Origin of the sequence: Paenibacillus sp. SYP-B3998, from assembly GCF_010820665.1 — a bacterium.
Taxonomy (GTDB): Bacteria; Bacillota; Bacilli; order Paenibacillales; family NBRC-103111; genus Paenibacillus_E.
This window is the reverse complement of sequence record NZ_JAAIKC010000010.1, coordinates 226,050-248,837: the sequence shown is the minus strand read 5'-3', so window position 1 is coordinate 248,837 and position 22,788 is coordinate 226,050. Positions and strand designations below refer to the sequence as shown.

The following is a 22,788-nucleotide window of genomic DNA, read 5'->3' as shown; positions in this document are numbered from 1 at the left end:
TTATATTTACTTTTATAACTACCAGCGGTTTCAATCCAAACTGAAACAGCGCGCACCGATTGAGTATCGGTGCGCGCTGGCAGCGTAGCTTTTTTCATCTGTCTACTTGACAGGGGTATGACCAGAGGGTCGTCTCACACGGTTCTTTGCTTTTTATTCAAATTTGGTCAGCAGTTTCCGATATAGTAGAGTACATAGAAATCATAGTGAACATAAAAAAGGAGACATCATGACACCATTAAAAGAAAAGAAAAGCCGAAAGACGATATCCCTGAGAGTTAAGCTGCCCCTATTGATCAGTCTTTTGGTTGTTTTAGTTTTAACAGGTTCCAGTGTATTTACGTATGTTTTTGGATCAAGCTTGCTTCTGAAGAAAAGCAAGGATGAAATAAATACGAATGTTGAACGTATTGGGCAAAATCTGAACACGACGGTGCAGTTAGAAGAACAAAGCACGTACTTAATTGCGGTCCAAAATACCATGAAAGACCTATTGAAGTTTAAGTATCAAAAGAAATTATCAGATTCTGACTTCTTCTCTCCCAAAAACGACTTGCAGGTGAAAGCCAACGCCCTCCTAGTCCAAAGCATTAAAGGCACACAAGGTGTTCAGACGATGATGCTGATCGACGATAAAGGCATGGTTGTGGCCAGCAACAATGCGGAAGCCTTAAAAATGGATCGTTCCGATCGCGATTACTATAAGGAAGCGATGCAGGGGAAATTTGTCATTAGCGATGCGATCATTTCCAAAACGAGCAATACGTTAGTTGTCGTATTTGCAGAGCCTGTCAAGGATGACGACGGCAAAGTGCTCGGCGTTTATTTAAGTACAATGGACGCGTCCTTCTTTGTAGATAAGCTAAAAAATATACGAATTAATGCTGCCGGAAAAGTTTATGTAGTAAGTCGCGGAGGTACGATTGTATATCACTCTACGGATTCTTCCATCGTAGGGAAGAAGCTGGAATCCCCGGAATTCGCAGAAATTGTGAAGCAAAAAGCATCAGGCGAGGTAGTACAAGGTACCGTAGACAATGCCGATACCTATATTCGCTATGCCAAGATTCCGGGGGCTGATTGGATGGTTGTCGTCGAGGATGATTACCGTGATATCAAGCAGCCCTTGAACGATTTGATGAGCAAAATTGTAGTTATAACTCTTATCGCTGTTGTCTTTGCTATTCTGGCTGGTCTCCTCCTCTCAAGAGCCATAACCATGCCGATTACTAAACTGACGGGCTTGTTCCAACGTCTTTCCTCGGGCGATTTAACTGCACACGCCGAGGGGAAATACAATAGTGAATTTAGAGATTTGGCAGATAGTTTTAATGTTATGGCTGCTAAAAATAAAGAATTGATTGCTCATATGAACACTTCCATTGCGGTGCTGAATACAAGCACCAATGAGCTCGAACAAACCTCGAAGAATACGAGTCAGTCAATCTCAGAAACATCCGTGACGACGATGGAAATCGCTAAAGCAATGGAGTCCCAATCCCATAATACGGATCATATCGTGGGTAAGTTTAATGAGTTAGGAGAAAAAATCGCTCGGGTTAATCAGACCTCTCAATCAATGAAAGAAAGAGCCGAAGCCATAATTGCAATCTTTCATACCAATCGTGAAGTGATTCAAAACCTGATTCAAATCAATAATAAAAACGAACAAGAAGTTCACAAAATTTCATCCATTACAAGCTTGTTAGCCGAAAGTTCGAATCAAATTCGTCATATTACAGGCGCTATCGGCAATATCGCCAAGCAGACGAATCTTTTAGCCTTGAACGCATCCATTGAAGCGGCAAGAGCGGGCGAACATGGTCGTGGCTTTGCAGTCGTTGCTGGTGAAATTCGAAAACTAGCGGAAGAGTCTTCCAAGCAGTCTAGTGAAATCGATGGCATTATCCAACAAACCCTTACCCATGTAGATGAGAATAACAAAAGTGTTGGCGAGATTCGGGCTATTGCTTTAAAACAAGATGAATTTGTCGGTAAAACGCAAAGCTCTTTTCAAGTTATTTTAGAAAATGTGATGGATATTACGGATCAAATCAAATCGATGGCTAGCGAAGTGCAGCATATGGAACGAGACAAAAATGATGTCCTTGATTCTACTCAGAACTTATCTGCCTCAGGCGAAGAAGTGTCTGCTTCAGTAGAAGAAGTAACCGCCACGGTTCAAGAGCAATCCGCTATGGTGCATAATCTCGCTGATATGGTAGAGAGTATCGATAATCTGACGAAGGAACTTGCGAAGTCTGTTTCCCAGTTCAAGGTCGAATAAATCGGATAAATATGCCTATTTGTTAGACTTCTCGCCTATATTTTTCTATAATGAGAGGGAAAGGGAGGACGAGCAATAATGTCAAATAAGTGGATTAAAGATAATGGTATGTACATCTCATGGTTCATAGCTTTAATCGCAACACTAGGAAGTCTATATTTCTCTGAGATTATGAATTTTTTACCTTGCAAATTATGTTGGTATCAGCGCATTCTGATGTATCCGCTTGTCATTCTGTTAGGTATTGCAGCCGTTCGTAGAGACTATAAACTCACCATCTATGCGCTGCCACTAACGATATGGGGAGCTTGTATCTCCATTTATCATGTTCTGCTTCAATCAGGTGTCTTCCATGAAGACGCAACAGCCTGCGGCCCCGTTCCTTGTGATGTAGATTACTTAAATTGGTTCGGTTTCATTACGATTCCAATGTTAGCTGGAACTGCTTTTATCCTCATAACTATTTTTCAGTTTTTGACGTATCGAGCTACAAAATAGGAAATTAGCAGGGAAATTGTCTAGCAATGTCGAATATGAGTATGCGAGTATTCATGAAGGGACGAGGTGCTAGCATGACCCCACTATCCAAAAGCGCTGCACTGCTGATCGTTTTAAGCGTATCATTGATCGGCTGTGCAGACAAAAGTTTGAGCTCCACATCATCTGAAAAGGGAAATCCCCCTGTAGCAACTGCTACTCCACAAGCAACGAGCCTCCCTGTAACCGCAACTCCAAAACCAATAGCAACACCCATACCCACTCCAATGTCATCACCTTCACCAAGTGAGACACCTCATGCCTCTCAGACTCCTACAGCATCCGTAACGCCTAAACCAACTGCGTCCACGAAACCTGCAGCGCAGCATGCAAGCGGAGATCGAACGGCTTACTCCTGGTACTATATGAAAAAGAAAACGGGACAAGTTCCTGATTTTCCGAAGGAAACGAAATCGTTCACAGCGGATCAAAAGGCAGTTTGGGTAGGTACGGGTAAAAAAGTGTACCTAACCATTGATGCAGGTGGTCCCCTTATTGATGTCGATCTGATGCTTAAATCGCTTAAAGATAATAATGTAAAGGCGAATTTTTTCATCTCCGGCAATAATATTAAAAAGAATCCGGATTATTTAAAACGATTAGTCGCAGACGGTCATTTGATTGCGAATCATACGATGACGCATAAAGATTTCAATGAACTGACGGACGATCAGATTAAGAAAGAAGTTACTGATTTTGAAGCTTTATATAAGCAAATAACCGGGAAAGACGTAGAGAAATATTTCCGTTTTCCCTATGGGAAATATAACATGCACAATTTAAGTCTCGTTTCTGGGATGGGGTATACCTCTGTATTTTGGTCGACTGCTATGCGTGATTGGGAACCAAGGAAAAACGGCGCCGAGGATCCTTATAACGACATTATGAACAATTTGCATGAGGGAAATGTCATTTTGATGCACCAGGGCTCTAAGGAGAATATGGAAGCACTCGATCGCATTTGTAAAGAAATTAAAAAGAAAGGCTATGAATTCGGACTCGTGAATGAACTTTAACCTGAAAAATAGGTAGATGTTGAGAAAACAGCTTCATTTGCCTAGTACCTTTGAGCTTGGACGTTCATATTCTAACCATGTGGTTCCGCAATTTATTAACCGGCAAAGGAAGCGTATAGGTGTGCAGCAAGCGATAGCCGTTCTCGACTCCGGAGTCGGAGGTTTAACCGTAGTAAAAGAAGTCATGAGACAGCTTCCTCAAGAAAAGGTGATTTATTTCGGTGATACGGCTCGAAGCCCCTATGGACCCCGACCTCCAGAGGAAGTTCGTATGTTCACTCGACAAATCATTGACTATTTACTTAAATTTAATCCCAAAATGATTGTCATTGCCTGCAATACGGCGACTGCCGTAGCTATAGAAGAGATTCGAGCTCGCGTTTCAATTCCCGTGATCGGGGTTATCTCACCGGGAGCGAGAGCCGCGATTAAATCGACGAAAAGCGGGGTTGTCGGCGTTATTGGCACCGAGGGCACGATTAGAAGTCAAGCTTATGAATATGCGCTTCAAAGCATCTCACCGAGCATCCATGTGTTAAGCGAACCGTGTTCGCTGCTGGCCCCATTCGTAGAGAAAGGGCTGTTCCATGCAGATGAAGCTGATACGATCGTGGAGCAATCGCTGCGTCCACTGATAGGCAAGCCAATTGACTGCCTGATCTTGGGATGTACACATTATCCCTTTCTCACACCCGCTATTGCTCGCGTAATGGGGCCGGATGTCACGTTAATTTCTTCAGCTGATGAAACCGCGCGTGAAATTAGTACGATTTTATATCATCGTGGTCTGCTTGCGGCTACGGGTTTGCTTCCCATTCATCAATTCTTTTGCAGCGGTGAGCCAAAATTATTTAAACAAATTGCCCAAATGTGGCTGAAAGAGCAAATCTCGATCACACCTGTTGTTTGGCAAGTACCTACGATCATTTAATTGCGTGTATGGACCGAGCCTGCTCGGTCTTTTTTTTGTTGTCGAATGTTTCGAGGCTCATAGGCATACTCATATCGTGACGAAAGAAGTAAATAGGCATCGAGGTGATTGCATGGAGAAGGTTGGATACGACTATGGGGTGCTTTGTAATGAATTAACGAGGCTCAGTAAGTTATATCCGTTTCTTGGTATACAGACAATTGGACAGAGCGTGCTAGGCAAATGTATTCCTGCAATAGGGATCGGGCATGGCCCCAGAAAGCTTCATTACAATGCTTCTTTTCATGCCAATGAGTGGATTACTACGCCCCTGATCATGCAGTTTTTAGCGGATATTTCTTTAGCATATGCTAGAGGGATCGCTTGGCGAGGATACCATGTCGGAAGATTGCTTGCAGAAAGCACCTTGTGGATCGTACCGATGGTTAATCCCGATGGTGTGGATCTTGTATTAAAAGGTGTTACTCCTAATCACCCCTACGGGGATTTACTGCTGAACTGGAACGAGGGATCGTCAGATTTCCACAATTGGAAAGCCAATGTGCGTGGAGTCGATTTGAACGATCAGTTCCCGGCTCATTGGGAAGAGGAGGCAGCGCGCAGAGGCCAGCTCGGTCCAGGAGCACGCGATTTCGGAGGCGAGGCGCCATTAACAGAGCCAGAGACGATAGCGATGGCTTATTTTACGCAAGCTCATTCGTTTGAACTTGTCATGGCTCTGCATACACAAGGGCAAGAGATTTATTGGAACTATCGGGATTATGAGCCCGAGGCTTCCGAAGCGTATGCAGCGCGGCTTGCTCGTGTAAGCGGGTATAAGGCGGTTAAACTAACCGGAAGTGATGCGGGCTACAAGGATTGGTTTATTCAACAGTTTCGAAAACCAGGTTTTACCATAGAGGTTGGCTTTGGGGTAAATCCGCTCCCCAGCGAGATGTTCCCGGCCCTCTATGAAGAAATTGTTCCAATTTTACTAGAAGGTCTGGAGCTTTAAGCAAGAACTTTTCGTTGTACAAGTCAGCTTAACTTGATCCTGCTCATTAAGAACCGTTCGGCCCATCCCTCATATACTGTTGACAGGATTAACGAGGAGGAATGAACATGGCACCTAAGGGTAAGGGCGGGAAGGTCACCAAGAAGAAGGAGCTTTCGTCACGTGTTCAATACACGATGAGGCTTGTCGAATCGGCTACTTGCGAGGTATGTAAACAGCAATGCGCGAGGGGGCTGAAATATCTGGACATCATGTCGGGGGCGGGTGCTGTCGGTAAAGGGGTTCCGTGTATACTTACAAGAAAGCCCATAAACTGAATGAACATGAGAGAAGGTTATACCGTCCATATACGTAGAGGTGAGCATAATGACAAGTAAATACCGTCGACTACGTAGAGGTACCCTTCTCTTAGTTTTTATAGGAGTCTTAGGCGCAGCTGCGGTTAGTGTTATTAATTATCGAGTGGCAGAAGTAGGTTCACAGTACATTCTTTCCGCTGATCAAGTGCCGCAAACAGATGCTATTCTCGTACTTGGCGCTTATGTTCTCCCAGATGGTACACCTTCTATTATGCTGCGTGATCGTCTTGAAGTAGCCCTTGGTCTATATCAACGACATGTCTCGGACAAGCTGCTGGTCAGCGGGGATCACGGTCAGAAAAATTACGATGAAGTGAATGCGATGCGAGCATTTATGGAAAAACATGACGTGCAGCCCGTCGATTTGTTCTTAGATCATGCTGGGTTCAGTACTTACGAAAGCATATATCGGGCTCGAGATGTTTTCAAAGTGCGTAAAATAGTCATTGTTACACAGGAATATCACTTGAAAAGAGCCATTTATACGGCTAGACAAATGGGCTTGGAAGCTTATGGCGTTGTCTCTGATTTGCAAACGTACAGAGGTATGCCGAAGTTTGAAACGCGAGAAATCGCGGCAAGAAATAAGGACTTTATGCTTGTTCATTGGTTAAAGCCGAAGCCTAAGTACCTAGGGGACCCAATTCCAATAGCCGGGGACGGACGGCAAACTCGAGATGAATAGTTTTGCTTTCTGGAAGGTAATCGTGGTTTAGGAATTATACGCAAGGAAGCTTACGCCATTGCCTGAACCTTCTAGCACGCTCGTAAGATGTTTGATGCGCTTAATAGTTCCCACTACAGCACGAAGGAACAGGGCCGTGAGAAACCGCGATAAGTGGCTCTGAGCAACCCTATGACCGTGAAAGAGATCAGTCGACTGGGGCATAGCATCGCTGCGAAGGTACTTGTGCTTGCATTTTTCATTCAGAGGGTGAAACAGCCTTCGTAATGCTGATAATTCACAAGGAAAAAGTCCCTGCGGGCAAATAGATGCAGGGACTTTTCTACATCATTCTCCGTGATGAATGGAGCATTTATTCTCGATAAAGTTAATTTGATTCTCGATCCGATTTAATTGTTCTTGAGCTTCCTGTGAAGTAGGAGGCTGATCTTTAAACGGCTGAAGCTCTTCTTTAAGGCTATGCAGGTCGTTACCTGCATTGGCGCAATCATAGTTGCTTTCCAAATTATCGATCATAGGGAACCTCCAACAAAGCTATTTTTTACCTTTTTGACCGCTTCTGTCCGATGTGCGTGTAGTCGTATTCTGGTTGGCGTGACCTTGCTGTTTTTTAGCTGACATTCTGTTCACTCCTTTTAAATGAGGGTTAAGTAATGCGAGTTTATTATGAGCATTCAGGTGGTTTTCATACGAGAGGTACGATACAAAAATAAAAGCCTAACGAACGAGGAGTATCGTTCGTTAGGCAACAAGTTGTGTATAAATGTAACGTCTTTCTAGTGGTTAGGTGTTAAAAGTTTATCTGCCAACGATTGCTTAAGCTTCTTGATGGCATCTGTTTCAAGCTTATGGTTTTGATTGAATTTAGCGCCAGTTAATGCAAGCGCTTCCTTAACAGTCATTTCCACACGAATAAGTTCTTCGCCTTGCGGGATTTGCACGTTGTTGTTGCTCATTTTCATCACTCCTATGTCAACTTTTTGAAGTGGAAACCTTGATTTAACGCATTTTTAATATAACATACCATGTAATATATTGCAAGAGGAGGAAGGACCTAATTCAAAAGGGTGTATAAATTAACAGATGGTTAATTAAATACGAAATCTAGGCTCATGGGGTTGTTGCTTTTGTCGAAGAAGTGCGGGAAAAGCCCCTAAGATCCAAATGGATTTTAGGGGCTTATGGAGCTTGCCTAGGGGCCCTTGTAGGGGAGACTGCCTTCTTTGTATTCATCTTCTGGTTTGTGAATCCATCGCTCTAAGTAGCCTTGATCAAGCAGGGCTTTGATCAGAATGATGAGGACAGGCGAAAGAATGACCCCTGCAAAGCCAAACAAAGAAAGAGACACAATCATAAACGCCAAAGTCGTAAAGGCCGATACACCAAGCGATTCCCCAGTAATTTTCGGTTCCATGATTTGTCGGGCAAGAATAACGACAAGCAGCACGGCGCTAAGCCAAATGGCTAAAGACGTATTACCGACAATGAACAGGTAAATAATCCATGGGATGAACAGTGTCGAAACGCCCAACAACGGTAGCACATCGAAGATTGCTGACAGCAGCGAGATCGAGAAGGCATTGTTCACACCGAGAAGTAGAAGTGCCAGGAATACTACAAAAAATGTTAAGGTGATCAACTTCAGTTGCGCTTTCACGTACGAAACGATGCCTTTAACGACATTCTCTTTTAAGAAATAGAAAGCATTTTTAAATGTGTTAGGTGTTTTGTCATTCGCCAGTCGCTTCCAAGATTCAATTTCAATGCTTAGGAAGTAGGCGAGTATAATGCCGACGATGAAATTGAACATGAAAGTGGAGAAGGATGTGAGCGAATGGACTAACCCTTTTAAGAATACGATCAAGAAGTTGGAAGCTTTTCCGGCAAATTGTCCGGCGTATTCTTTCGTTTTTTCGATGACATCCGGCGGAAGCGTTTGAAATTGTCCATTCAAATTCGTGATTTTATGTACGATCTGCTCTTGGAATATGGCTTGATAATCATCGATTTTATCTACCAGACTCAGAATCTGGCTCGTAAAAATGACCGCCGCTCCGGCAAGCGCCCCTAAGATGACTAAGACAAATAGCAAGGTTGAAATAGCTGAGGCTATCGCTTTTCGCATCCCCTTGCGATGCAAAAAGCGGGCCAAAGGCTCGATCATGGCAAAGATGATCAGAGCCAAGAAAATAGGCGTCGCAATGCGGTATAAATAGCTGAATAACAGCATGAATATATAAACCGTAAGAACGATCAGTCCAATATCAAAGGCCGTTCTCCAATATCTTCTGTAAAAAGAAATCACATGGAAACCTCCTGGGCAACTATTGTTCAGTCAGTATGATCGGACCTTTGCTTGTAATAGCTATCGTATGTTCATATTGGGCGGAAAGGCTTCCGTCGAACGTGCGCGCTGTCCACCCATCGGCGTCTACTTTAGAGAAATGCTTCCCGACATTAAGCATCGGTTCAATCGTAAAGACCATACCCTCTTTAATTCTAGGACCCTTACCAGCTGGACCATAGTGGGGCACTTGGGGTTCTTCATGCATCTCTGAACCAATGCCGTGTCCGATAAAATCTCTGACGACGGAGAAGCCTTGAGACTCCGCGTACACTTGAATGGCGTTGGCCACATCGCCGATGCGATTGCCAGGAACTGCTTTCTCGATCCCCTTATATAAAGACTCCTTCGTCACTTTTAGCAGCTTTTCAGCTGTCGGTGAAATCGTGCCTACCGCATAGGACCAAGCGGAGTCGGCAAGCCATCCATCGATGCGAACGACCATGTCGATGGTTACGATATCGCCATCGTTAAGCGGCTCTTTTTTTGGGAAGCCGTGGCAAATCACATCATTGACGGAAGCGCAGGTCGCATATTGGTATCCGTGATATCCCTTTTGCTCGGGTGTAGCCCCGTGTTTAGCAAGAAATTCCTCGACGAATTGGTCAATTTCCCATGTTGTAATGCCGGGGCGAATCATCTTAGCGATTTCTTTGTGGCAGTCGGCTAGAATTCGGCCGGCTCTGCCCATTTTCTCAATTTGTTCTTTTGATTTGATTGTGATCATCAAGTAACACTCCTCTGGTGAAGTTCAGGAATTGTCTATTATGTCCATTTAGCGGACCATAACTTCATTTCTTTCAATATTTGATGCAAATCCTCGCCTTTCGGTGTCAACGTGTATTCGACAGTGACAGGTACGGTTGGATAAGCCGTACGCTCCAGCACGCCGTGTTCTTCGAGATGACGCACCGTGTCGGTTAGTGACTTGGGGCTGATGCCTGTTACTTGGCGCTGTAATTCACCAAACCTGCGTGTTCCGCAAAATAATTCACGCAGAACAAGAAATGCCCATTTCCCGCCAATGACTTCAAGTGTTCGCTCAATGGAGCATTCAATCACTTTTGGCTCTTTGGGAACATAGTTGCTAAGTGGAGCGACTTTTTCATTTTCTAGCGTAGACATAAGAACACGTTTCCTCTCAAAATGTGATTACTAACGTATAGGTAAGTAAGTTTCTATGTTGTAATTAGTAATGAATCTTTCCACTGCTATATATTTTAAATAGCACAGGTTGAATTAGCAAGCTCGAAGCGAGGTTGATTTCGTGCTTCGAATTCTTTACAATAAGAAATAAAAAATGTTTCAGGAGATGTGTACATATGAACGTCAAAATTTCTCGTAATGCTGCCAAAGTACTTCAATTGGAACTTGAAAAAGAAGAAAACAAAGGATTAATCGTTCGTGTACAAGTGACTCATAAGCATGGTGACCATGCGCACTATGGTTTGGGTCTTGACGATAAATCGGAAAACGACGTCGTTATAAGCACAGATAAAGGCATTGATGTATTAGTGGACAAGAACGAGCCGTTGCTTGATGGTATTCGTATTGATTACTTCTACACACCTGAGGAAGGCTTTATGATTACAAACCCTAGCAAGGGGAATCATGGGGATCACTAATGGCGAATGATATTCGCATTTGTGATAAATGCAAACATATGAAAGTAAAGACTGCCATACCAAAGCTTAAGCTGATTGCTCCGGATGCAGACGTCAAAATAGCCTGCAAGTCTTATTGCGGCCCATGCTCTCGTTTCGCATTTATTTATATTAATGGACGATACGTAACCGGAGCAACCGAGGATGAAGCGATTGAAAAGGCAAAGAAATACGTAAAATAATGCAGTTGTTTGAACGAAACGCCAAAAAGCATCCCTTCACATCATGTGGGCGGGATGCTTTTTTCATTTATGCATGTACGGTGGATTTTTCCAGCAGCTTGCGAATTTGACCTTCAATTTTACTAGGTGATGTAGTAGGGGAGAAGCGTTTAATTACGTTGCCTTGTTGATCGACCAAGAACTTTGTGAAATTCCATTTAATCCTAGAACCAAAAATACCGGATGCGTTTTGTTTTAAGTAACGGTAAAGTGGGTGGGTATTTGCCCCATTAACATCAATTTTAGAGAAAAGAGGGAAATTGACGCCAAAATTTATTTGACAGGACTGCTCGACTTGAGCGTCATCGCCCGGCTCTTGATCTTTAAATTGATTACAGGGAAAGCCAAGAACGGAAAAGCCTTGATCTTTATACGTTTCATGAAGCTCTTGAAGCCCTTTGAATTGGGGAGCAAATCCGCATTTGGTCGCTGTATTTACAATAAGTACGACTTGACCAAGGTAATCGGAAAGTGGCTTTTCTTCACCACGAATGGTTCGAGCTTGATAATCATAAGCGTTCAATAGGGTCACCTTCTGACAATTATTTTGTGCAAATTAATTTTAAACAATTTTTATCAATTTGAAAAGGGATTTTTTATTTAACAATTCGTTAACACTCGTATGACACTGCGTAAATATATGCCCAGTATGCTTCTAATTATGAAAGTTTATTAATGAACTTATGTTACGGAGGGGTTATTATGAAAAGACTACTGAGAAAAAAACGCATGATCGTCTTACTCACAGCAGCATTTGCTGTATCTGGCGCAACGGTTGTTTCTGCTGGACAAGCTACCTTGGAAGCTGTTACGGCCAAATTCCAAATCACCACAGCAGGCAAAGCGCTGACCTTGGATAAAGATCCTGTTGTTATTGATGGAAGCACGTATGTGCCGCTTCGTACACTTAGTGAAGCGCTCGGTAAGCAGGTTGAATGGAACGAGTGGAATCAAACGATCGGACTTAAAGATATTCCCAAGGTAACTGGTAAATTTGAGTGGAAAAATGCGCCTGCACTTGGAAAAGGCATTCAAGAAGGCGGCTTTTCCGGTCTCGTTCATCTGCCTAACGATGCTGCTGATACGTTCTACACGCTTGCAGATCGTGGCCCTAACGGTGAGGTAGGTAAAGATAAATTGCGTACGTTCCCAATTGATGCATACAATCCTCGTATTTATAAATTCAAAATCAAAGATGGCAGCATTGAAATCCTTGACACGATCAAGCTGCAGCTGCCTGACGGCAAACTGGATAAAGTAAGCAAAAGCAAATACATAACGGGTTTGCCGAACTTGGTAGGTTCGGACGAAGTTCCTTACGATGAAAAAGGGGGAACGAAGCTTTCCTACGATCCAGATGGTCTTGATCTGGAAGGGATCGCGTACAGTCCTTCTGATGATACGTTTTGGCTTTCTGAAGAGTACCGACCTTCCGTTCTTCAAGTGAAACGAGATGGTACAATTATAGGCCGATATGTCCCGAAAGGCGCGAAGGACAAGCTAGTTGAGGCTGGCGCTCAAACACCTATTTATGATATCCTTCCTGAAATTTACAACACACGTATTTCTAACCGCGGCTTCGAGGGTGTGACAATCTCCCCAGACGGTAAGTATTTGTACACGTCTATTCAAAGCCCAATGGCCAACCCTGACAAAAAGACAGGCGAAGCTTCCCGTAACCTGCGTATCCTAAAAATGGATCTAGCAACGAAACAAGTTATTGGCGAGTATGTATACGTCGCTGAGCAAGCGGGCTTGTTTACGAATGTGAAGCAAAAGGACGTTGTGATAAGCGATTTATCTGCATTGTCCAGCAATGTAATGCTTGTGGATGAGCGCGATAAAAATGCAGGTGCCGATGCTCAGTTGAAACGCATCTATAAAGCTGATTTTTCCAAAGCGACGAATGTACTTGGAACTGAAACGAGCAAAAAACTGGAGAGTCTTACGATTCAGCAGTTGAAAGATCAAGGCATCCAGCCAATAAGCAAAGAATTAGTTGTAGACATCGCGAAGCTGGGCTATCCGTATGAGAAAATCGAGGGCTTAGCAGTGGTAGATAAAAATACGATTGCAATCGTCAACGATAACGATTTCGGTATCAGCTACGATGATAAAGGCAGCCTAATTATGACGGGTATCCCTACGCAGCTTCAACTCATTCAAGTAACAGACGATTTGTCGTTGTCCACCAAATAAGCAGAAAATAAAAAACCAGATGATCAGGTGTCTCTCGATCGTCTGGTTTTTTGTCGATTAAGCCTTATAGGATGCGTACTATGGGTTGCAATTAGTGCTTAGCAACGATACTCGCTAATGCTTTATCTACCGTCAAGTACTTAAATACGAAACCATGCTCCTGCAGCACCCAAGGCAGGACTTTCTGACCTTCCAGAAGAAGGACGGATAATTCGCCGAGAATGAGCTTCATCAGAAAAGCAGGAAGCGGAAACAGATTCGGTCGGTGCATAGTCGCCGCTAACACCTTGCCAAATTCTCTGTTCGTCACTGGATTCGGCGCGGTTGCATTGACGGGACCGCAAATATCTTCCTGCTGAATGCAGAAATCAATGAGCCTAACCATGTCATCGATGTGAATCCATGAGAGCCATTGTTTGCCGCTACCAATGGGGCCGCCCACACCGAGCTTATAGGGAAGAGCCATTTTTGGGAATGCCCCTTCCTTAACGTCCAGTACAAGACCAACGCGTATTTTTACAAGGCGAGTACCTTGAATGAAGTCAGCCGCACGTTCCCATTGCTGTGTGACACCAGATAGGAAATCAACCTCACGGTGCGGGCTGCGTTCATCGAAGGTTAGAGTCTCAGATGTGCCATAGATGGACATCCCAGACGCGTTAATGACTACTTTTGGTTTCAGTTCTAAGCGCGCCACGAGCTGAGCGACTTGTGAAGCCGCTTTTTCACGCGACTGTAAAATGCGTTCCTTCGCCTTAGGGGTCCAGCGTTGATTAATCGATTCACCTGCCAAGTTTACAATAGCCGCGACGCCTTCCAGATCGGAAACGTTGGCTTGAAGCTGCTCCCAAGTGATCGTTCTGATTCCATGAGCTGTAGTTTTAGGAGTGCGAGAAATATTAATGATTTCATATTTTTGATCCTGGAAATGATGAATCAGTCGGCTTCCGATGAAACCGCTACCTCCGGTAATCGCTATTTTCATGGATACACACTCCTTTCCTTCATTATAGGTTGTTTATGTAATTGTTACCAATGATAGGTGTTCTTCCGCTAACAATTATGTGTTATATTGGAAAAAGGAGGGGTGCCGTATGTTTCGTTTTTTTCGTAAATTATTTGAACCTTCATCCAAAATGAATCGCAATCGACCTAATCGATTCAACAGAACCAGATTTCGTTTCGATGCGTCGCAGTTGCCTCAAGGTCTTGGTTTGCTTCATGATGTTCCTTTGGAGAGAGCGGTTGCCAGATTGAGCAGTGCTGTGCCTTCTGACTATGTGGAAAGATTGAAGTACCGCGTATTAGCAGAAAATCGAAGTATGACAGATGATGAATTTGCTTGTAGATGGTTTGAACTGCAACGATTTTTCCTGCTGAATTTAATTTTAAAGCAAACGCCCATGTTTAGTAACGAAATTGATAGCATTTGGCATGAAATGCTGATGTTTACAAGAGAGTATCAACGATTTGGGGATGTTTTCGCCAGTGGGGTTATTCACCATGCACCAGAACGAGAACCTAAGCAAATGCCAGGTGAACGCGCTTGGTTTGATTGGGTGTATGCACATTTATTCGAATTTGCGCCTTCAAGTGCAGTTTGCTGGAATGGATTTTTCCGTAATCCGCTATCTAAAGATAGAACGAACTTATTGCGAGAAGGGAACGAGGCCCAGATTGCCGAGCTCTTATTCAATAAGGAGCAAGCCGAACGCTATCCGGAAGTTGCGGAAACGATCCATTTGTTAATCCAGCAGGCCATTCAAGAAGCCAGACATGCGGGTCAAAGCAGTAGCTTGGAAGAGACAGGCTGGTCAGAACCATCAGGTGCACCTGGGATGATGCATCTTGCGGGAGCAATGATGTTTTTCTCTATCCTCGATCCTACAAGCTATGACGATAGCATGAGCGCGATACGGCCAGAAGACCAGCCGGAACCGAATAAGGGAGCCAGCTGTTCTACATCAGGCTGCGGCAGTTCGAGCGGTGGATGGAATAGCGGCAGTAATTCGGGCGATGGCGGCAGTTCAGGGGGGAGTGGAGGTGGAAGCAGTTGCAGCAGCGGCTCAAGCTCAAGCTGTTCCTCTAGCTCCAGTTGTTCATCAGGCTCAAGCTGTAGTAGCTAGAGTTACAAAGACAGAACACTTTTCCAAGAGGAAGGGTGTTTTTTTGCGTGAACGACCACATATTGGCACTTTTCGTGTATAATGTGATTTTGCGGTTAACGAACCGGAGGTTAATAATTACAGCGATAGGGGTCTTTTCAACATGAATCGATTTCGAGTGTTTCTTAGTTCATATCATCCGATTGTTCACATCTTGATTCTTGGAACGGTTATGGCGAGAGCAGCATCTTCGATGAGTCTGCCATTCTTGGCTATTTACTTATCAAGAAATACTTCAATGAGTGAAGTCATGATCGGGGTCATCATTGGAATGGGCGCTTTGGCCGGGACCGTTGGCGGTTTTGTAGGCGGAACCTTGTCAGACCGCTTTGGAAGACGCGTTATTATGCTGATCGCCTTGTTTGGATGGGCGTTTGTTTTCACGGGATTCGCGTTCGTCAAGCTGCCCGTTTTATTCATGCTGTTGAATATGGTTAACGGTTTATGTCGATCGTTCTACGAACCGGTATCCCAAGCCTTAATGGCGGATTTGACGGAACCAACTAAGCGTTTAAAAGTATTTTCTATGCGTTATATGGCTATTAACGTGGGGGTTGCTGTTGGGCCCTTATTAGGTGCATACTTCGCTACGTTGGACGGCTCACTACCCTTTTTGATTACAGGAATCGTCTATTTTATCTACGCAGTCACACTCTACATGCTTCTGTCGGCTTTTGGCATTAAAAAGATTGAAGGCGAGAAGAAATCACCGGTTACATTTACCTCCTCATGGCGAGTCATTCGCAATGACACGACTTTTCGTTATTATATTGTCGGGGGTATCGTTGGCGCAATTGGCTACTCACAGGTGATGGTAACCTTGTCGCAATATTTGGAACACAGCTTCGCTGACGGAGTGAAAATGTTCGCTTTGCTCATGAGTGTTAACGCTATTGTGGTTATCGCCATGCAAGTTCCTTTAACGCGTTGGGCCGACAAATATACACCGCTCGTTGCCATTATCGTCGGTAATTTGATGTTCGCATTAGGAGATATCGGATTTGCTTTTTCTCATTCCGTTGTCCTTTTGATCATTTCTATGACCGTATTTACGTTTGGAGAGATTTTGAATTATCCTGCCGCCAATATGCTTATTGATAAACTAGCGCCCGAACATATGAGAGGTACTTACTTTGGAGCGCAGACCTTTACGAATATAGGTCATTTTATGGGTCCATGGGTGGGAGGATTTCTGCTTGCTTCATACGGGGGAAGTACGCTGTATTTGGTGATGGCCGTTATAACAATCTGTGGTTCCTTGTTCTACCAACTAGGTAATCACAATTTTTTGAAAAAAAATAGTCATTCCAAGGAAGAAAATGCAATAAAATAGTGTAATTTGCGAAAAATAGTTCTAGAGAACTATTCGAATTCAAAACAACTTCCCGTATCCTTGAGAGTACAGATATATCCATATGACAGTTTTCGATACATCTTGCGAGTACCATCACGATAAAGGCAAAACTGGCGAAAGTCAGCGACGCAAAGCTAGAGGGGCTTCCTTGTCCTGTAGAGGATAAACTGCCAGCCAGCCACCGAACGATTGGATGATCTATAACTAGAATCCCTCCGATCGGTTTATAGGGTGGGGGTTTTTCTTTTGTAAAAATTAAGAAGTACAAAGAAGGGAGGATCCAGCACCATGCAGCCAGAATGCATGCAACACGAAGAACAGAAAATTACTTCATTGTGCGGTAACCATGTTGCCCGACTGGTACCATCCTCAGATGGACCGAAATTAATGATTAATCGAGAAGAATACTCACTCAATGAAACGTGTTGGGATATCGAAATGTTTCATGGGCGAAATAACAGTATTCTTATTTTTTACTGGAAAGGCGAGGTAAAGCTTTCTGTGAAAATTCCGCCTTTATCTCAAGTTGAAGCCTTTCTTAATAGACTTTATCAATGTTTATCTTCCAAATGGAGAACGGTGCAGCCCTTATAGGCGAACCGTTCTTTTTTTATGTCCATGAAATGGAACATGACTAGGCTACCGCACATATGTTGAGAAGCGTTAAATTATTTGACGAAGCTGTCTTATATAACTGCAACCAAGAAGCCATCTGGCCTTTGCACAGCGATGTCGAATGTTTACAAAATCGTTGTAACCATTCGACATGGGCGATATAATAAAGAACGATACATAGATGTAGTGCTTAAGGACTACTATTGGGAGGAATACATAGCATGAGATTGATCACTCGTTCGGATTTCGACGGTCTGGTTTGTGCGATGCTTTTCAAAAAGCTGAACATGGTGGATGAGATGAAATTCGTACATCCCAAAGATATGCAGGACGGATTAATCGAAGTAACGGAAAATGATATTTTAGCGAATGTGCCGTATGTACCAGGTTGTGGTCTATGGTTCGACCATCATTCAAGCGAACTGGAGCGAATGGGAGAAAAAGTGGACTTTAAAGGGGAAACCCGCATTGCGCCTAGTGCGGCTAGAGTGGTTTATGACTATTATGGTGGTAAAGCGACATTCGGGAATATTGATAATATTATGCAGGGCGTGGACAAAGCTGACTCGGCACAATTCAGCAAAGAAGATATTTTAACACCAAAAGGCTGGGATTTGCTGTCTTTTATTATGGATGCAAGGACAGGGCTAGGGCGCTATCGTGATTATCGCATCAGTAACTACCAACTCATGGAACAGCTTGTGGAACATTGTGCGACCAAATCAGTTGTTGACATTATGGAGCTTCCGGATGTGAAGGAGCGGGTAAATCGTTATTTCGAGCTGGATGTTTTGTACCGGGACATGCTGGCGGCATATACCCGTACGGAAGGGAATGTCATTATTACCGATCTTCGTGATGTGGAGACCATTTATCCAGGTAACCGTTTTATGGTGTATGCCCTTTATCCGGAACAAAACATCTCCATTTGGATCGTTGACGGTCGTAATAAACAAAACTGTGTGTTTGCTTGTGGACATAGCATCGTCAATCGTTCATCCAAAACGAATATCGGCACCTTAATGCTCCAGAACGGTGGTGGCGGACATCAAGCTGCTGGCACCTGTCAGGTGCCCTACGAGCAATCAGAACAAGTATTAAAGGAATTAGTAGCTATTATGCGAGCGGACGGTTAAAAGGGCTATTACAAGCCGTAGGAAGGTGAGTACCTGACTGCGGCTTCGTTGTATGATGATAGACGAAGAAGGTATCAGGGACATAGCTGCAAAATAGGGAATGGCTAGGTACAACTAAGCCGATATTGTTGAGGGAATGGAGGGGAATAAGGTGAAATTACAGAACATCCATCATGTGGCTGTTATTTGCTCGGATTATGAAAAATCCAAGTATTTTTATGTGGAACTGCTGGGTCTGAGCGTAATTCATGAATCTTATCGTACAGATCGAGAATCCTACAAGCTGGATTTACGTGTAGGGGACACGAAGCAGCAAGTTGAGTTGTTTTCTTTCCCGCATCCGCCGGAGAGGGTGAATCAACCAGAGGCACGTGGTCTCAGGCATTTAGCATTCACGGTAGCGAATATCCAGGAAAGCATCGCAGAGCTTGCCAGCAAAGGTATTTCGGTAGAGTCTGTGCGCATTGATCCGATCACGGGTCAGAGATACACTTTTTTCTCTGATCCGGATGGCTTGCCCCTAGAATTAGTTGAAGATGCGAAATGACGCGGAGCAAAGGACGGAACAAGAACCTAAACTTGGGTTTGCAAGAGGCTGTCTGTGGAGCCTTGTTTTTTCCATTCCCCTTTGGGCGTTGATGATTTGGTGGTTGTTTTCCAAATGAAAAATCCCACGATCACTTGCTCTGCCGGCAGCTTGCACGGGTTGAGAGAAGTGAATCGAGGGATTTTTTTGTTACATGAGCTTAATTGCCTTCTCGCGGTTTACGAGGAGGCAAGGGGCCCATAAATTGGAATAAATTACATTCAATTCGACCGTTAAATAGTTTGCGCTTCTTATCGGCGCGTCTGCCTACATAATGTTCAAGCTGCAAGGTCGGGCTTAACACGAACATACTCCAAGATGGCATGGGAGCCGTAATAGCGCCGAGCTGACGAAGGGTTTGCTCGACTTCCTTAAGTTCGCCAAGCCTCTCCCCATAGGGAGGATTGGTGATCAAGCAGCCGTAGTCGCCTCGCGGGCGAGCCTTGGCTACAGGTTCGACGATGAACTTGATCTTTTTCGTCAAGCCTGCTGCTTTGGCAGCAGCCTCAGCGACTTCAATGGCCGCGCCATCGATGTCGCTGCCGACGATGTTCAGTGGCACATCGTCACGTACGGCGTCGTAGGCCTCATCCCGTGCCTGCTCCCAAAGCTTGAAAGGGACGTTGCCCCACTCTTCGCTGGGAAAGCTGCGCCGTAGGCCAGGAGCAATATTCCACCCGATCATTGCAGCCTCGATCGGAATCGTCCCCGAGCCGCAGAATGGATCGTAAAGCGGTCGATCCACGCGCCAGCGGCTCAACAGAACCATAGCGGCAGCCATGGTCTCTTTCAACGGCGCCTCGGTTGCGAGCTTGCGATAACCGCGCTTATGCAGGCTGTAGCCAGTCGTATCGATAGTTAGCGTCGCGATATCGTTTAGAAGTGCAATTTCGATCACATAGCGAGCTCCGTTTTCGGCAAACCACTCGGTGCCGTAGCGCAGCTTCATTTTCTCTACAACAGCTTTTTTTACAATGCCCTGACAAGCAGGCACACTCGATAGCTGTGACTTGTGCGAACGGCCCTCTACAGGGAATTCTGCATCATTGGGAATCCAGTCCGGCCAAGACAACGCCTTCGTTCCCTCGAAAAGCTCATCAAAAGTGAGAGCCTTGAATTGTCCCATCAGGACGAGGATCCGATCGGCCGTTCGAAGCCATATATTTGCACGGCAAATGGCCAGTTCGTCTCCAATAAATCGTACGCGACCGTTCTCAACGGTCACCTCATTGTAGCCGAGATCGCGGATCTCGCGAGCAACGATGGCTTCAAGTCCCATCGGACAAGTAGCAATTAGTTCAATTCGTGACATGGTCGTATCCCTTTCTATCCGGGTTGTACATCGCTCATAAAACTCATACAATTAACAAGTATAGGACAAATGAGGTACACTTACAAACGAAACTCGAAAGTGAGGAGAGAAGCGATGATGGAAACGAATACAGCCGAGAGCTATATGGAAGGTTTATATGAAGTAGATGAGGTATTGGAGAAAGTCAAAGAAGGTATTCGTTCGCACAATATGCCGGAAATATCCATTGCGCCAGGATACGGCAGATTGCTTACTATGCTTGTCACAATGATCGGAGCTAAGCGGGTTTTGGAGATAGGCGCTTTAGGCGGCTATAGCGGCATTTGTCTAGCGCGCGGTCTAAAGGAGAACGGCAAGCTTATCTCGCTTGAGCTTAAGCAGGATTTCGCTGATGTGGCCAAGCACAATGTTACAGAAGCGGGCTACGGGGATCGCGTAGAATATCGTATTGGGGAAGCATTGGAGCATCTGACTCAGCTTAAGGAGCGGGGAGAGCGTTTCGATTTCTTCTTTATTGACGCCGATAAAGTGAATTATCCAAACTACTTAGAATATGCTATTCAATTAGCGAATCATGGAGCTGTTATAGCAGGCGACAATACGTTGATGCGGGGGAAGGTTATCGACCCTCAGCAAAATAAGGCTTCTGTGCAGGCTATGCGTAAATTTAATCACTTAATTGCAAGTGATCCAAGACTAGAAAGCACGATTCTTCCTGCTTACGATGGCTTAGCGTTGGCTCGAGTCAAGTAAAACAGCATCCATTTATGGTAAGAAAAAAGCGCTGCAGGCTGATTAACTATCAGTCCATAGCGCTTTTATGTTTATGATGCTTTCTGTACCTCGTGATAAGTTTCTGTAACTGTAACTCCACGTAAGGTAAGCGGCTTTATTTGGGTCAACGAAGGATTCGATCTAGGCGTAGAAATCGGATTTGTCGTTTGTTGTCTCCTAAAAGGAATGGCACTAATGCTGTTCCAATAAATAAATAACAATTCTGCACAAACGACGATAAACATAATTTTGCGTAAGTTGAGTTTCATGCTTGGCATCCTCGCTTTCAACAATAATCCCATATTACCATATTGTGGAATCGGTGACTATCGTTTTTTACACCAAATTGTAACCGCCTTTTCCTGAGTGGTCATTGGTCTGGGGAAGGATTTGATATCGATTTCTTGGCGAAAAGTGTCTTGTACACCCAGAAGGAATTCACGAAAAGCAGGATGGAAGAGAGAAGGAATATTTCTCGGATATTCAGCAGACCCGAAATAGCGCCACCAACGACAGGTCCCGTCATATTTCCAAGACTCAACGCACTTGTATTAAAGCTATATGAACGGCTTTCCATACCTTCAGGCGTATATTTACGAATAAGTGCATTGACGCTAGGCAGCAGTCCCCCCATGAAAAAGCCAAGGCCGAATCGCACGGCAAAAAGTTGCCACACATTATGTACGAGTGCCTGTGGGATAAAGAGAACGGCCGCACCGGCGAGACAAACACTAAGAATACGCTCTGGTCCGATACGGTCGGACAGTTTCCCAAGCAGTGGCGAGGCAAACATGTTGGAGAAGCCTGTGATGGAGCCAACTAAGCCAGCAAAAAAGGCGAGACCTGCTGTTTGCCCATGAAGCTCTGCCACGAACAAGGGCATTAATGGCATCGTGCTGAGCATGGCGAATTGGATGAGGAATGTAACCGCATAAAGGGAAGGAAGTTGACGGACATGTTTTAATTGTCCTAATCCTTGTAAGACGGATATTTTCGGCTTCGCAGCAGCCTCTTTGACGTTAAATTTCTCTTTCACCAAGAGAAGAGTCAAAACGGAAGCGATGAACAATAAAATCCCGGTAATGTAAAAAATATATCGATAACCAATCCATTCAGCGAGTAAACCTCCGATAAAAGGGCCGAGGATTGTTCCTGCGACAGCCCCCGATTGCAGTGTGCCCATGGCGAAGCCCATCTTCTCCTTCGGCGTGTTCGTCGACATGAGAGCTACTGCAGCTGGCGCGTAGCCAGAAATGGTTCCGTTCACCATACGCAGAATAAGCAGCTGCCAGGCATTACCTGCGAATCCCATCAATGTCATAACGACGGCCATTCCGAACCCAGAGCGTAAAAGCATAACCTTGCGGCCATAGCGGTCGGCTAAACCGCCCCAGATGGGTTGAAACAAGAAGGAAGTCACGAAATTACCTGCGAAAATAACACCCGCCCACGTCGCTACTTCATGTGGGTCTTTCATACCGAGCTCTTGCAAATATAAGGGAAGGAACGGCACAATCATGGTCATGCCGCCCATGACTAGAAATTGTCCTAACCATAGGACGATTAAATTGACTTGCCAACGAACCATTTCAAATCCTCATTTCATGCT

Annotated in this window: 27 protein-coding genes and 1 riboswitch; of the genes, 16 read left to right on the top strand and 11 right to left on the bottom strand. The window is 44.5% G+C overall.

Annotated features, from left to right (window positions below):
* The first annotated feature begins 229 nt into the window (after positions 1-229).
* Together GK047_RS22590 and GK047_RS22585 are read left to right on the top strand one after the other, a co-directional pair.
* A complete protein-coding gene (locus GK047_RS22590) occupies positions 230-2,287 on the top strand; it encodes a methyl-accepting chemotaxis protein (protein ID WP_163951976.1) in 2,058 nt (685 codons plus the stop codon).
* 78 nt (positions 2,288-2,365) lie between these two features.
* The gene (locus tag GK047_RS22585) at positions 2,366-2,785 is read left to right on the top strand and encodes a disulfide oxidoreductase (RefSeq protein ID WP_163951974.1); all 420 of its coding nucleotides are present in this window, start codon (positions 2,366-2,368) and stop codon (positions 2,783-2,785) included.
* Between the two features lie 4 nt (positions 2,786-2,789).
* Here GK047_RS22585 and GK047_RS29830 read toward each other — a convergent pair whose 3' ends face one another.
* Complete coding sequence (locus tag GK047_RS29830) at positions 2,790-3,041, bottom strand: hypothetical protein (protein WP_240344100.1); 252 nt, start codon at positions 3,039-3,041, stop codon at positions 2,790-2,792.
* A gap of 10 nt (positions 3,042-3,051) precedes the next feature.
* Between GK047_RS29830 and GK047_RS22580 the strand changes: the two genes are divergently transcribed.
* The 5 genes from GK047_RS22580 (at position 3,052) to GK047_RS22560 (ending at position 6,809) form a co-directional block, all read left to right on the top strand.
* A complete protein-coding gene (locus GK047_RS22580) occupies positions 3,052-3,840 on the top strand; it encodes a polysaccharide deacetylase family protein (RefSeq protein WP_240344099.1) in 789 nt (262 codons plus the stop codon).
* Positions 3,841-3,961: 121 nt separating this feature from the next.
* Complete coding sequence (gene racE / locus GK047_RS22575; protein ID WP_163951972.1) at positions 3,962-4,771, top strand: glutamate racemase; 810 nt, start codon at positions 3,962-3,964, stop codon at positions 4,769-4,771.
* 112 nt (positions 4,772-4,883) lie between these two features.
* Positions 4,884-5,765, top strand: a complete 882-nt coding sequence (locus tag GK047_RS22570) for a M14 family metallopeptidase (RefSeq protein ID WP_163951970.1) — start codon at positions 4,884-4,886, stop codon at positions 5,763-5,765.
* A gap of 107 nt (positions 5,766-5,872) precedes the next feature.
* Positions 5,873-6,082 (top strand): hypothetical protein, encoded by a 210-nt coding sequence (locus tag GK047_RS22565; protein ID WP_163951557.1) that lies wholly within the window; start codon positions 5,873-5,875, stop codon positions 6,080-6,082.
* 49 nt (positions 6,083-6,131) lie between these two features.
* Positions 6,132-6,809: a SanA/YdcF family protein gene (locus tag GK047_RS22560; RefSeq protein WP_163951968.1), complete on the top strand. Its 678-nt coding sequence runs from the start codon at positions 6,132-6,134 to the stop codon at positions 6,807-6,809.
* Positions 6,810-7,136: 327 nt separating this feature from the next.
* Here the strand turns inward: GK047_RS22560 and GK047_RS22555 are convergent, their stop codons facing one another.
* The 5 genes from GK047_RS22555 to GK047_RS22535 form a co-directional block, all read right to left on the bottom strand.
* On the bottom strand, positions 7,137-7,325 hold the full coding sequence (locus tag GK047_RS22555; RefSeq protein ID WP_163951966.1) for a DUF2524 domain-containing protein: 189 nt from the start codon (positions 7,323-7,325) through the stop codon (positions 7,137-7,139).
* 260 nt (positions 7,326-7,585) lie between these two features.
* On the bottom strand, positions 7,586-7,765 hold the full coding sequence (locus GK047_RS29825) for a hypothetical protein (RefSeq protein ID WP_240344098.1): 180 nt from the start codon (positions 7,763-7,765) through the stop codon (positions 7,586-7,588).
* A 236-nt stretch (positions 7,766-8,001) separates the two neighbouring features.
* Entirely contained in the window at positions 8,002-9,114 is a 1,113-nt protein-coding gene (ytvI, locus tag GK047_RS22545; protein ID WP_163951963.1) for a sporulation integral membrane protein YtvI, read from the bottom strand.
* Positions 9,115-9,133: 19 nt separating this feature from the next.
* Positions 9,134-9,880 carry a type I methionyl aminopeptidase gene (map, locus tag GK047_RS22540; protein WP_163951960.1) on the bottom strand — a complete coding sequence of 249 codons (747 nt, stop codon included), beginning with the start codon at positions 9,878-9,880 and terminating at the stop codon, positions 9,134-9,136.
* A gap of 38 nt (positions 9,881-9,918) precedes the next feature.
* Positions 9,919-10,278, bottom strand: coding sequence for a winged helix-turn-helix transcriptional regulator (locus GK047_RS22535; RefSeq protein WP_163951958.1), 360 nt, complete (start codon positions 10,276-10,278; stop codon positions 9,919-9,921).
* Positions 10,279-10,475: 197 nt separating this feature from the next.
* Here GK047_RS22535 and GK047_RS22530 point away from each other — a divergent pair, with 197 nt between their 5' ends.
* Positions 10,476-10,778 carry a HesB/IscA family protein gene (locus GK047_RS22530; RefSeq protein ID WP_163951957.1) on the top strand — a complete coding sequence of 101 codons (303 nt, stop codon included), beginning with the start codon at positions 10,476-10,478 and terminating at the stop codon, positions 10,776-10,778.
* Complete coding sequence (locus GK047_RS22525) at positions 10,778-10,999, top strand: YuzB family protein (protein ID WP_163951955.1); 222 nt, start codon at positions 10,778-10,780, stop codon at positions 10,997-10,999. Before GK047_RS22530 ends, GK047_RS22525 begins: the two co-directional genes overlap by 1 nt.
* 67 nt (positions 11,000-11,066) lie before the next feature.
* On the opposite strand, the gene GK047_RS22520 is transcribed toward GK047_RS22525, so the two are convergent.
* The gene (locus tag GK047_RS22520; protein ID WP_163951953.1) at positions 11,067-11,561 is read right to left on the bottom strand and encodes a glutathione peroxidase; all 495 of its coding nucleotides are present in this window, start codon (positions 11,559-11,561) and stop codon (positions 11,067-11,069) included.
* 179 nt (positions 11,562-11,740) lie between these two features.
* On the opposite strand from GK047_RS22520, the gene GK047_RS22515 reads away from it, so the two are divergent.
* Positions 11,741-13,237: an esterase-like activity of phytase family protein gene (locus GK047_RS22515; protein WP_163951950.1), complete on the top strand. Its 1,497-nt coding sequence runs from the start codon at positions 11,741-11,743 to the stop codon at positions 13,235-13,237.
* 91 nt (positions 13,238-13,328) lie between these two features.
* On the opposite strand, the gene GK047_RS22510 is transcribed toward GK047_RS22515, so the two are convergent.
* Positions 13,329-14,222 carry a TIGR01777 family oxidoreductase gene (locus tag GK047_RS22510; protein WP_163951949.1) on the bottom strand — a complete coding sequence of 298 codons (894 nt, stop codon included), beginning with the start codon at positions 14,220-14,222 and terminating at the stop codon, positions 13,329-13,331.
* A 109-nt stretch (positions 14,223-14,331) separates the two neighbouring features.
* Here GK047_RS22510 and GK047_RS22505 point away from each other — a divergent pair, with 109 nt between their 5' ends.
* The 5 genes from GK047_RS22505 to gloA2 all read left to right on the top strand — a co-directional run bounded on the left by GK047_RS22505 (position 14,332) and on the right by gloA2 (position 19,054).
* On the top strand, positions 14,332-15,363 hold the full coding sequence (locus GK047_RS22505) for a glycine-rich domain-containing protein (RefSeq protein WP_163951948.1): 1,032 nt from the start codon (positions 14,332-14,334) through the stop codon (positions 15,361-15,363).
* Between the two features lie 142 nt (positions 15,364-15,505).
* Positions 15,506-16,735 carry an MDR family MFS transporter gene (locus GK047_RS22500; RefSeq protein WP_163951946.1) on the top strand — a complete coding sequence of 410 codons (1,230 nt, stop codon included), beginning with the start codon at positions 15,506-15,508 and terminating at the stop codon, positions 16,733-16,735.
* A gap of 114 nt (positions 16,736-16,849) precedes the next feature.
* Positions 16,850-16,942: riboswitch (cyclic di-GMP riboswitch) on the top strand.
* 102 nt (positions 16,943-17,044) lie between these two features.
* The gene (locus tag GK047_RS22495; RefSeq protein ID WP_163951944.1) at positions 17,045-17,350 is read left to right on the top strand and encodes a hypothetical protein; all 306 of its coding nucleotides are present in this window, start codon (positions 17,045-17,047) and stop codon (positions 17,348-17,350) included.
* 242 nt (positions 17,351-17,592) lie between these two features.
* Positions 17,593-18,507, top strand: coding sequence for a DHH family phosphoesterase (locus GK047_RS22490; protein WP_163951942.1), 915 nt, complete (start codon positions 17,593-17,595; stop codon positions 18,505-18,507).
* 151 nt (positions 18,508-18,658) lie between these two features.
* Complete coding sequence (gene gloA2 / locus GK047_RS22485) at positions 18,659-19,054, top strand: SMU1112c/YaeR family gloxylase I-like metalloprotein (RefSeq protein ID WP_163951940.1); 396 nt, start codon at positions 18,659-18,661, stop codon at positions 19,052-19,054.
* A 199-nt stretch (positions 19,055-19,253) separates the two neighbouring features.
* On the opposite strand, the gene GK047_RS22480 is transcribed toward gloA2, so the two are convergent.
* Positions 19,254-20,405 (bottom strand): THUMP domain-containing class I SAM-dependent RNA methyltransferase, encoded by a 1,152-nt coding sequence (locus GK047_RS22480; RefSeq protein WP_163951938.1) that lies wholly within the window; start codon positions 20,403-20,405, stop codon positions 19,254-19,256.
* Positions 20,406-20,519: 114 nt separating this feature from the next.
* On the opposite strand from GK047_RS22480, the gene GK047_RS22475 reads away from it, so the two are divergent.
* A complete protein-coding gene (locus tag GK047_RS22475) occupies positions 20,520-21,158 on the top strand; it encodes an O-methyltransferase (protein WP_163951936.1) in 639 nt (212 codons plus the stop codon).
* Positions 21,159-21,229: 71 nt separating this feature from the next.
* Here the strand turns inward: GK047_RS22475 and GK047_RS22470 are convergent, their stop codons facing one another.
* Both GK047_RS22470 and GK047_RS22465 read right to left on the bottom strand, forming a co-directional pair.
* Entirely contained in the window at positions 21,230-21,448 is a 219-nt protein-coding gene (locus GK047_RS22470) for a hypothetical protein (RefSeq protein ID WP_163951934.1), read from the bottom strand.
* 101 nt (positions 21,449-21,549) lie between these two features.
* Positions 21,550-22,767 (bottom strand): MFS transporter, encoded by a 1,218-nt coding sequence (locus GK047_RS22465; RefSeq protein ID WP_163951932.1) that lies wholly within the window; start codon positions 22,765-22,767, stop codon positions 21,550-21,552.
* Positions 22,768-22,788 lie beyond the last annotated feature (21 nt).